The organism is Syntrophomonas sp. UBA5494, from assembly GCF_002426325.1.
Genome location: NZ_DIPG01000052.1, coordinates 387 through 11953, shown reverse-complemented (window position 1 = coordinate 11953; position 11567 = coordinate 387). Strand labels below are relative to the sequence as shown.

Below are 11567 nucleotides of genomic sequence, written 5' to 3'. Positions count from 1 at the left end.
CGGCGTTAACAATGTCGGCGGTTTAATTGGCGTAAAGGGCCAGGCTATGGGCATATGCTCTGTCAAAAACAGTGCGTTCTGCGGTGCTGTAGTCGCCACCGGCAGCCGCGTGGGCGGCATAGCAGGCAGCGGCTATGACGGCAGCGGAACCGCCCCCAATACCCCTGTGGTGACGATCATGAACTGTTATGTTGCCGCCGATATCACCGGCCTTAATCAGATCGGAGGCATTCTCGGCGCCGAACCCGGCTGCGAGTGCTGTTGGGACAACGGCTTCGGATACGTCAGTAACAACCACTTTTACGGCAGTATTAGAGCCACATATCCAGACGCGACAGAGGGCGGAATAATCGGTTTCTTAAAGAGCTTCAATAAGTACCAGGGAATAGAAAATAACTACTATCTTGATAGCTGCGGCGCCGATAGCGGAATCGGAAAGATTGAGACCATTATTACAAAAGACCATGCGAAATACGGCACTAAGTTTGGCATTGATTACATATTTAACGCAGACGAAATCTGTATCGCCTCAACTGAGGAAGAGTTCGCCGACGGCAGTATCACCGCGCTGTTGAATGCCGGCGGCAGCAGCACCGGCAATTGGATACAGGGAGCAACATATCCGGTTTTCGCTGACGGACCTGTTTTGGTCGGAATTACCCTCTCCGGCTCTTATAAGACCGAATATATACTGGGAGAAAGTTTCAGCAACGCCGGTATGACCGTAACCGCCTCTTACAGTGACGGCGCAATCGTACCCCTGAACCTGGAGGATGTGACGTTTTCAGGCTTTGACAGCACTGTCAAGGGAGTCAAAACCATAACGGTCAAATACCTGAGTGCTCAAACCAGCTACACTGTCCGGGTCACTTCGGGAGAATCCGGGAACACCAAAATCAATGTGTCTTTCAGCCTTTTAGGAGCTCCTGCTGACGGTGAGAACGGAGCCGTTCATACTCTGAGCAGTGATAATTTGATCACGTGGATAGATGAAAAAGTCTATACCGTTTCCGTTGACGCCACGGTCCGGGTTGTGTTTGAAACCGCTTTGACGGAAGCCGGTCTCACATGGTCAAACCCCAGTGGAAATTATGTGAAAAGTATAACCAAAGATGGTGTAACGCTGGCGGAATTCACCAACGGCAATTATTCCGGCTGGATGTATACGCTCAACGGTACGCATCCGCTGCTGGGCATTGACGAACAATATCTTAACGACGGCGATATAATCGTTTTCCATTATACCGACGATTATACGAAAGAGGAAGGCACGGACAAATGGGATAACGGGGGTACACGTAATGCGGCCAAGCCTACGATCACTCCCACAATCACCGTTAAGAACGGCGAAGCATCGGCGATCTTAAGTGAGGCCGATATCGACGCGATCATCAACGCGGCCGGTGAAAACGGTGCCACGAACATCACGATAAGCGCCAAAACGGACCAACCCGTCACGAAGTCGACGGTCGTACTACCGTCCGGTTCCGTATCTGACATTGCGTCTGCTGGTATGTCTCTGATCGTCGAAACATCGACGGGCAACTTCGATATTGACAACAACGCGCTCGAGGCTATCGCCGCGGAGGGCGGCGGCAGTTTTACGATGTCCGCCGAGCAGCTTGACCCGGCCAGCCTGTCCGAAGTCAACAGGGAGCTCGTCGGCAACCATCCGGTTTTTGACCTGACGATAACGGTCGGCGGGAAGAAAATCATCGATTTCGGCAACGGAATTGTTACCGTCAGCCTGCCTTATACACCGGCGGCTGGCGAGGACACGGATAACCTCGCCGTCTACTACATAGACGAAAACGGCGGCGCCACGGAGATGAGCGGCGCATACTATGATGCGGCAACGGGCTGCATCGTCTTTAAAACCAGTCATTTCTCCAAATTCGCGGTCGTTTACCATCAGACATGGATGAACCCGTTCACGGACGTATCGGAAAGTGACTGGTATTACGATTCGGTCGGGTACGTATTCAAAAACGGCTTGTTTAGCGGCACGAGCCCAACAACTTTCAGTCCAGACACACCTATGACGCGCGCCATGCTCGTCACCGTTCTGTACCGGTTGGAGGGCTTACCCATGGTGATGGGGACAAATCGCTTCACTGATGTGGAGAGCGGCCAGTGGTACACCGACGCCGTCATCTGGGCCAATACCAACGGCATCGTCGAAGGATATGACGATGGGCGTTTCGGGCCTAACGACAATATCACCCGCGAGCAGATGGCGGCAATCCTGTATCGCTACGCAACGTACAAGGGTTATGATACGAGCGCCTCGACGGATCTCACGGCATATGCCGACATGTCGGCGGTCAGCGTATGGGCTCTCGAAGCAATGAAATGGGCTGTCGCCAAGGGGCTTATCACCGGCATGGAATCCACAACGCTTGCCCCAACAGAAACCGCAACCCGCGCCCAGGTGGCAACGCTCCTTCAACGTTTTGGCGAAAACATAGCTAAATAATTCTCTTTGTTGGTTTACGGCGGATGGTTTATCTCCTATTTTCCTGTACCCGCTATGGATATCTGCCGCAAAAGGAATGACACAGGGGGCGATTCAACCATCCCCCTGTATCTCCCCGGAACTTTGTGCAATGGTAAATGCCACTTTCGCTAACGGGACGAAAGTTAACTTTTGTCTATATAACAGCCGTTATGGATTGCCGACAGGATTACATGTGGCTACTGTAATTTCCCGGGAACACAGCGGGGGAACAGTATACAGCAGGCAACAAGGGGCACTTGTTTCGGTTGACAACAAGAAGATGTTGGAATAGCATGTATTTAATAGAATAAATCGCTATTATAGGTCCGCTTATGATTGTATTTTTACAATCATGGGTCGGTGAAAAATTTAGCAAAATTAAAAAGATTTAATTTGAATTCTAGCCCAAATGCTGACCGAACAACGGAGGCACTATTTTAGAATAGTGTTTCCGTTTTTTATTGTGCGCCCGGCATGGGCGCGGTCTAACGGGTGAAAGTCCCGGGTGGTCCGGCCACTGTAAGTGGGAACTGCTTTTTAACGTGTACCGGGAAATATCCGGGCGGGGAAAAGGCAGAGATTAGCCACAAGCCAGAAAACCTGCCTTAACGATATTCCATAAGCCTTCCATGGAAAGGTGATCTGTGAGGGTGAGACTGCTTAATACGGATGAATGTTTTTGCCTCATAACTCCGGTTTCCATAGGAAGCCGGAGTTATGTCAATCTGGGGGAATGTGCTTTAAAAATGCCAGCTGCCAAAATTAAGGGTGTGAGGGGAGGATCGGAGGTTAATGGATGAAAAGGAGTCGATAAGTGAATTGAGTGAGAGGGAAAAAAAGATTATTGAAATCATCCGCGGCTCTGAATACGGGGAGCTGAAAATCATCGTGCAGAATGGTGAGCCAGTCAGGGTGGAAGCGGTGACCAAGTCCATAAAGCTGTAAATACCTAAATCTGCAGTAAATCAGTTATGGAGATTAGCGGCAAAGAAGGAGGTGCTCCTGATTGGTCCAGCAATGCCGTCCAGGCCGCAATGGTCGCCATATTACAGAGCTTTTATTGAAATTTTGTTAAAAAGAGTCCCCATCCCACAAAGAACCGCAGGGGGGCCGGTCCGCAATGCAGCCGGTCCTCCCTGCGGAGCTCCACCAAGGGGCGCTGTGGGAAGAAACGACTCATAATGTCGTGAATATATATAAGGATGATGGCGGGATGAAATCGAAAAAACAGCCAATAATGGAAAGTAAGCAGACGGGGATAAGAAGGCGGAATCGCCGCAATAAACGATCAGGCAAAGAAAGATAAGGAGGGTGTAAAAACATGCGAGCGATAAAAAAAAGCTTATTGCTTTTATTGGCGCTGATGATAGTGCTGGGGAGCAGCGCGGCAGCCTTTGCCGCCACGCCGCAGACAGTGGATGCGGCTTTGGAGGATACGGCGGCCTATGTTTATAAAACCGTCAAAAATCCCCAGGTGGGTTCCGTCGGCGGCGAATGGGCGGTGCTGGGCCTGGCCCGTAGCGGCTATCAGGTGCCGGAACAGTATTACCAAAACTATTATTCCACGGTGGAAGCCTATGTCCGGGCCTGCAAGGGCGTGCTGCACGCCAAAAAGTACACTGAGTACTCGCGCCTGACGGTGGCGTTGACCTCTATCGGCAAAGACCCCAGAAATGTGGCGGGATACAATCTTTTAACCCCGTTGGGTGACTTTGACAAGACCATCTGGCAGGGAATCAACGGTCCCATCTGGGCGTTGATGGCCCTTGACTCCGGCAACTACCCTATTCCGCAAAATCCCACTGCAGCCACCCAGGCCACCCGGGATATGTATGTGGATGAAATCCTGTCGCGGCAGCTTTCTGATGGCGGCTTCTCCCTGTTAGGCGGGATGGAGGGAGCAACCGCCGCCGATTCCAAAGCCGATCCGGATATCACCGGCATGGCTTTGCAAGCACTGGCCAAATACCAGCACCGGGCCGATGTGAAAAAGGTGACTGAGGAAGCCCTGGCCTGCCTGTCCGCGCTGCAGAATAAGAATGGCGGATTTGCCAGCTGGGGCACCGTCAATTCCGAGAGCTGCGTCCAGGTTATTACGGCTTTGTGCGAACTGGGGCTGCCCCTTGACGACCCGCGCTTTGTCAAGAACGGCAACACCATGCTGGATAACCTTTTAACCTTCTATCGCCCCGGGGAAGGATTTCTTCATACCGCCAACGGCAGCGGCTCAAATCAGATGGCGACCGAGCAGGGATTTTACGGACTTGTTGCCGCCCAGCGCGCTCGCAACGGGCAAAGCAGTTTGTATCGCATGGGCGACGCCCTGCAGATCGCCGACGCGGTCAGCCAGGGACCGAAGGCAGGAACTGGTCTTGCCGGCAAGCACGCCGATGTCAAACCTATGCCGCTGCTTCATCCGGGTCTGACCTTTGTCGACATCAGCGCCCACGTCAACCAGCCCGCCATCGAGGCCCTGGCAGCGCGAGGCATTATTAATGGCAAAACCGATACGGAGTTCGATCCGGACGCTACCATAACCCGCGCCGAATTCACCGCCATCGTGGTCCGGGGGCTGGGGCTTGCGCCAAAGGAACACCCGGTTTTTACTGATATTGCCTCAGACAGCTGGTACGCGGGCTATGTGGGCGCGGCCTATGACTATGCCATCGTAAGCGGAAAGAGCGCAACCATATTTGATCCCATGGGAGTTATCACCCGTGAAGAAGCGGCCGCTATGATAGACCGGGCCGCCAGGCTGGCCGGTCTGGACACCGCCCTGGATGACGGCGCGGTGCGAGACGTGCTGGCGCAGTTCGGAGATTATGTCAGCGCCTCTGATTGGGCCCGGGCATCGCTGGCCTTTTGCTACAGTTATGACATTCTCTCCCAGAATGATTTTGACATCCTCCCCCAGGTCGCCATAAAACGCTGTGAGATTGCCGAGATGCTTTTCCGTATGCTGGCAGCTGCCAATCTCATCTAAGGAGGTGCTACGGATTGAGCAAGTATAAAGGCAACATCATTGCAGCCCTGGTGATCCTCTGCGTTCTGGCCGGCGCGTTTTGGTGGGGCGGCAGCGCCCCGGGCTTGCGGGGATGGGCGCCGTTCTCCGCGGCAACGCCGGGCAGCAATATGTCCGCTGCGCCGGAAACCATTCCGACGCCGGCATCCTCCCCCGAAGACGCAACCGGAACGATTGTTCCGGAAACTCCGCCCGAACAGGCCCCGGAGCAATCCCCTGATGCGAGCAGGCCCGCCACTGCCCCGGGATCCGACAGCGACCGCCCCCTTAATGCCGATGAAAAGCTGGCCCTGGCGGCCTCTCTTGCCGGAGGCGCCGTATCATCCCCGGGGGTGGAGAAGGGCTCGGCTGCATATTCCACTGCGCAGGGCATGGTCCTTAGCGATAACACCGGCAAGGATAAATATCTTACCGACCCTGTGCCGGAAGGCAAGCCCGTCCCGGTGGAGCCGCAGCAGGCGGTCATCGGAGCCACCGCCTACACCTGCACCCTGTCGGTGCGTTGCGACACCATTCTCAAGAATATTAAATGGCTGGATCCGGAGAAGGTGGAGCTGGTGCCGGACGACGGGGTTATTTTTCCGGCGCAGAAAGTGACCTTTTACGAGGGTGAAAGCGTGTTCAACCTTCTCCAGCGTGAAATGAAACGCAATAAAATCCATATGGAGTTTGAAAACACGCCCATTTACAACAGCGCCTATATCGAAGGCATAAACAACCTCTATGAGTTTGACTGTGGAGAGCTTTCCGGCTGGATGTACAAGGTGAACGGCTGGTTCCCCAATTACGGCTGTTCCCGCTATGCGCTGAAGGATGGCGATGTCATCGAATGGGTGTATACTTGTGATCTTGGCCTTGACGTAGGCGGCTACTATGCCGTGGGGGGCGAATGAGCGGAGGGGCTTTTGCGGGCTATCACCCCACTGTCAATTTTCTGTATTTCACCCTGGTGCTGCTTTTTTCCATGTTTTTTATGCACCCGGTCTGTCTCGTCATATCCCTGGTCAATGCCTTCACCTATTCGGTGACTTTAAACGGACAGCGGGCGGCGGCCTTTAATCTAAAATATATGCTGCCCATGCTGCTGGTGGCGGCTCTGGTCAATCCGGCCTTCAATCATGAGGGCGCCACCATACTCACCTATTTGAACAGCGGCAATCCCTTGACACTGGAATCCATCGCCTACGGCCTTGCGGCGGCAGTCATGATCGTTACGGTGATCTGCTGGTTTTCCTGTTACAATACGGTCATGACTTCCGATAAATTTGTTTATCTTTTTGGGAGAATCATCCCCGCCATGTCATTGATTTTGTCTATGACACTGCGTTTTGTGCCGCGCTTTAAGACACAGCTCAAGGTGGTCTCCAATGCTCAGAAATGCGTAGGAAGGGATGTATCAAACGGAAGCCTTTTGCAGCGGGCCGGGCATGGCATCAAAATTCTGTCCATTATGGTCACATGGGCGCTGGAAAATGCCATTGAAACGGCGGACAGCATGAAAAGCCGGGGCTATGGCCTGCCGGGGCGCACCGCCTTTTCCATCTACCGTTTGGACAAACGGGACAAAAAAGCGCTCTATGTGATAGGCGGCGCCGGACTGTACATACTGACCGCCTCCTTTATGGGCGGCCTGTACTGGCGCTATTTTCCCTCCATGAAAGGGGGGCTGTTGGGCGTCTATCCGGTCAGTGTTTTTCTCTGTTATCTGCTGCTGTGCAGCGTACCGATCGTCATTGAGATTCAGGAGGAGCGCAAATGGAAGTCTATACAGTCAAAAATCTGACCTTTTCCTATCCCCAACAGGACAAAAAGGCGCTCTGCGGCCTTTCTTTTTCCGTAGAAGAGGGTCAGTTCATCACCTTTTGCGGTCCTTCCGGCTGCGGGAAAACCACTTTGCTCCGGCAGTTAAAGCCTTCACTTTCACCCCATGGGGAGAAAGACGGCGAGATTTTGTTCGAGGGAATGCCTCTATCCGCCCTTGACCTGCGCACCCAGAGCGCCAAGATCGGATTTGTATTGCAAAACCCCGATAATCAAATCGTCACCGACAAGGTCTGGCATGAGTTGGCCTTCGGACTTGAAAGCCTGGGCTTCGACACCCCCTCCATTCGCCTGCGGGTGGCGGAAATGGCCTCTTTTTTCGGCATTCAAAACTGGTTTTATCAAAATGTCACCGATCTTTCCGGCGGGCAAAAGCAGCTTCTGAATCTGGCCTCCATCATGGCCATGCAGCCCTCGGTACTCATTCTCGACGAGCCCACCAGCCAGCTGGATCCCATCGCGGCAGCAGATTTTCTGGCCACCGTCGGCAAGATAAACCGGGAACTGGGCATCACCGTACTCATGACTGAGCACCGCCTGGAGGAAGTATTTCCTTTGTCCGACCGCGTCCTGGTCATGGACGAGGGGCGGATCATCTGCGACGGCGCCCCGCGGGAAGTGGGCGAAGAGTTGAAAAATCGACGCCACGGCATGTTTCTGGCCATGCCGGTCCCCATGCGGATCTACGCCGGCGTGGAAAACGACCTGCTCTGCCCCGTTACGGTGCGGGAAGGCCGGGCCTGGCTGGAGAATTTGTCCGCAAGACAACCGCTGGCTGCGCTTGCGTATGAAGATCCGCCGGCTGGTGATCAAGCAGGCATCCCCGCCGTGGAGCTGGACGAAGTGTGGTTCCGCTATGAAAAAGACGCCCCCGATGTGATCAAAGGTTTGTCACTAAGGGTGTTCCCGGGTGAGTTCTACGCCATCGTGGGCGGCAACGGCACCGGCAAGACCACCATGCTTTCGCTGATTGCCAATCTGAACAAACCCTATCGGGGCAGTGTCCTCATAGGCGGGCGGGAATTTTCCCAAATCGGAGCTCAGCTGTTTGACAGGCTGCTGGGGGTCCTGCCCCAGAATCCCCAGGCCCTGTTTGTGAAAAAAACCGTGCGGGAAGATCTTCTGGAGATGCTGGCGGGAAAAAAGCTGGCTAAGTGGGAAAAAGAGGAGCGGATCAGCGCAATATCCAGGCTGTGCCGTTTGGACGGGTTTATGCAACGGCATCCCTACGATCTTTCCGGGGGTGAGCAGCAGCGGGCGGCTCTGGCCAAAGTGCTGCTTTTGGAGCCGAAAATTCTGCTACTGGATGAACCCACCAAGGGGATGGACAGTGAGTTCAAGCAAGTCTTCGCCGCCATCCTCCATGATCTTCTGGTTCATGGCGTCACCATCATCATGGTAAGCCATGATGTGGAGTTTTGCGCCGCACACGCCCAGACCTGCGCCCTGTTTTTTGACGGCGGGATTGTAAGCGCCGGTGTGCCCCGCCGCTTCTTCTCCGGCAACAGCTTTTACACTACGGCGGCAAACCGCATGGCCCGAAACAGGCTGGAACAGGCGGTGACGGCCAAGGACATCATCACCGCCTGCGGCGGGGATGCCGGGATATTTAACCTTTTGCCGGCGGATTCCGGTGTTCCGCGCAAGCCCGCCATGCGGGAAGAAAAAGACCCCCCGGCCTGGCCGGAAGAAGATGCGGCCCGGAAGCTGCCGGGCGCGCTTCCCTTGTGGCGCAAAATTGCGGCCTTACTTGGAACGACGGTCTTTGTAGCGGCGATAGTTGGAGCTGCGGACTACTGGGGCGGCTTTTCCGTGCTTTTAGCCGGGGGGGCTTTGGCCACAGAGCTTGCGGCCGATACCGGCGTCGTATGGCGCTACGCGCGGTTGATCTTAACCCTGGCGGGAGCGCTTTTCCTTGTGACCTGGGCGCTTTGGGGTCCAAGAATGGTAGCGCCGCTGAAAAACGAGCAAACCGCACCGGAAAAGCGCCGCCTCTCCAAACGTACCCTGTCGGCTATGGTGATGATCCTGATTGCCATTCCGCTGACCATTTACATCGGGATTTATTACCTGGGAGACCGCAAATATTATTTTATCAGCATGCTCATCCTGCTGGAGACCATGCTGCCTTTTGTGCTGGTTTTTGAAAGCCGCCGGCCCCAGGCCAGAGAACTGATCGTCATTGCGGTGCTTTGCGCCCTCGGTGTCGCTGGGCGTGCCGCCTTTTTCATGCTGCCTCAATTCAAGCCGGTGGTGGCCATCGTCATCATCGCCGGAGTAGCCTTTGGCGGCGAGGCCGGGTTTCTGGTGGGCGCGGTCACCGGCTTTGTGTCCAACATGTTTTTCGGGCAGGGGCCGTGGACGCCATGGCAGATGTTCGGCTTCGGCATCATCGGATTTTTGGCAGGGGTTTTGTTTCGCAAAGGGATTTTGCGAAGAAATCGTGTGGCGCTCAGTATTTTTGGCGGATTTGCCACCTTCTTCATCTACGGCGGCATCATGAACCCGGCGTCGGTATTCATGTTTCAGTCCCGCCCCGTGAAGGAAATGTTCTATCTGGCTTATATTCAGGGCATTCCCTTTGATCTGGTGCACGCTGCGGCCACGGTCACATTTCTGTGGCTTATTTCCCGCCCCATGCTGGAAAAACTGGACCGCATCAAGCTGAAATACGGACTGATCGAAGCTTAGATACAAGCTTGGCTTGAAGCGGTTGACAATAAGAAGATGTTGGCATAGCATGTATTTAATAGCGTATTATCATTTATTGCATATTGCCGATTCCGGGCTATGAATGATTTTGCTGGAATAATGAGCCGTAGAGAATCATTGGAAAATTGGAAGAAAAAAATTGGATTCTAGCCAAATGCTGACCGAACAACGGAGGCACTATTTTAGAATAGTGTTTCCGTTTTTTTATTTTAAGGGGGCGCATGATAGCATAAAAAGCCTGTAATTAGATATAGAACGTCTTGTTGTCAAGGTGAATCCGGTACAAAACCGGATTTAAAAGGGAACCGGGTGAAAATCCCGGGCGGTCCGGGCCACTGTAAGTGGGGCAATGCTTTTTAACAGACCACTGGAGCAAATCCAGGAAGCAAAAGGCAATGATGAACCACCAGCCAGGAAACCTGCCTTAACAATACTTCGCGAGCCTTCCATGGAAAGGTGTTATGTGAGTTCGCAAACTGTCGATCAGGGCGGGATTCAATTGTGTTCATCAGCCCCGGCTTCTCTATGGAAGCCAGGGCTTTTTCCAATTATGGATACGGAAGGAGTTCATTTGTGAAATCAGAACGTCAATCAATCAATATTGAGAATCTAAGCCATCTTGAAACCGCAAGACAGAATACAGGGGAAATCGGAACCGAAAGCGATTCATCAGGCCAGTGCAGCATTGTTTATCAAATGAAAAGCGAGGAACAGCTCTATCAGTACCTGCGGGGCATAGCGGATCAGTTGGGACGACCGCCCACCAAGGCGGAGGTGCCCGGGTTCCAATATATCAAAGCGCGTCTGGGGAACTGGCCCAGGATTTTGGAAAAAGCTGGAATAAAGCCGGTGAGTGAAAACCGTCGTTATAAGCTGGAGCGGAGAGCCCAGGCACGCAAAGAGAAGTCCCAGAAAAAGGCGGCGGCCAGAGCCAGGTTCGAAAGCTCGATTCAAGGGCCAATGTAGATGACCGTGCGCATATGAACCCGAGGGAGCGAAGGAGGTGACCAAGTCATTAAGATTACGGATCGCTTATCCAGAGCGGATCAGTCATGGCGATAAGGAGAATTAAGGAGGGGATAAGTAAATGAGCAGATTGATGAGTGGTCGGAGAGGGCGCAAGCGCGGGAAAGGCATTGGCCTGCTGCTCGTTTTGTTGATGATGTTTTCGCTGCTGCCGGGCATAACCTTGGCGGGCGGATCGGGGGCCGTGTATGCCGGTGTGGAGAACACGACCTTTTCTACCAGTGAGGGAGCCGGCTGGCGGGGGAGCTTGATTGACGAGCACCCGGTCAACATAGATGCAGACGCCACAGTAGCCGAGGAGGGCGAGACGAGCAATACCGCTCCGGCCTTGAAGAGCGGCGTTCCCGCCACGGTTGCGGCCGAGGTCGACTTGGGCAATACGTTTACCCTGGATCTTAGCGAGATTTTTGAGGATGCCGATGGCGACCTGCTGGCCTACCAGGTCAGAGTGGAGGATGCGGACCCCGTGGCGGCTGATGCCGGCTACAG

General features: G+C 53.9%; 8 protein-coding genes and 1 riboswitch. All 8 genes read left to right on the top strand.

Annotated elements, in window-relative coordinates:
* Positions 1-2476, top strand: a 2476-nt coding sequence (locus B3W37_RS06230; protein ID WP_483175100.1) for an S-layer homology domain-containing protein, incomplete at its 5' end; no start/stop codon positions are given.
* 813 nt (positions 2477-3289) lie between these two features.
* Positions 3290-3442, top strand: coding sequence for a DUF2292 domain-containing protein (locus tag B3W37_RS06225; protein ID WP_483175099.1), 153 nt, complete (start codon positions 3290-3292; stop codon positions 3440-3442).
* Positions 3443-3818: 376 nt separating this feature from the next.
* Positions 3819-5480, top strand: coding sequence for an S-layer homology domain-containing protein (locus tag B3W37_RS06220; RefSeq protein ID WP_483175098.1), 1662 nt, complete (start codon positions 3819-3821; stop codon positions 5478-5480).
* 14 nt (positions 5481-5494) lie between these two features.
* Positions 5495-6412: a DUF4430 domain-containing protein gene (locus B3W37_RS06215; protein WP_483175097.1), complete on the top strand. Its 918-nt coding sequence runs from the start codon at positions 5495-5497 to the stop codon at positions 6410-6412.
* Complete coding sequence (locus B3W37_RS06210; RefSeq protein ID WP_483175096.1) at positions 6409-7302, top strand: energy-coupling factor transporter transmembrane component T; 894 nt, start codon at positions 6409-6411, stop codon at positions 7300-7302. Before B3W37_RS06215 ends, B3W37_RS06210 begins: the two co-directional genes overlap by 4 nt.
* Positions 7275-10031, top strand: a complete 2757-nt coding sequence (locus B3W37_RS06205; protein ID WP_483175095.1) for an ECF transporter S component — start codon at positions 7275-7277, stop codon at positions 10029-10031. Before B3W37_RS06210 ends, B3W37_RS06205 begins: the two co-directional genes overlap by 28 nt.
* 273 nt (positions 10032-10304) lie before the next feature.
* Positions 10305-10493: riboswitch (cobalamin riboswitch) on the top strand.
* A 132-nt stretch (positions 10494-10625) separates the two neighbouring features.
* Entirely contained in the window at positions 10626-11018 is a 393-nt protein-coding gene (locus tag B3W37_RS06200) for a homing endonuclease associated repeat-containing protein (protein ID WP_483175094.1), read from the top strand.
* Between the two features lie 121 nt (positions 11019-11139).
* The coding region (locus B3W37_RS06195; protein ID WP_483175093.1) for a hypothetical protein at positions 11140-11567 on the top strand (428 nt) is incomplete at its 3' end.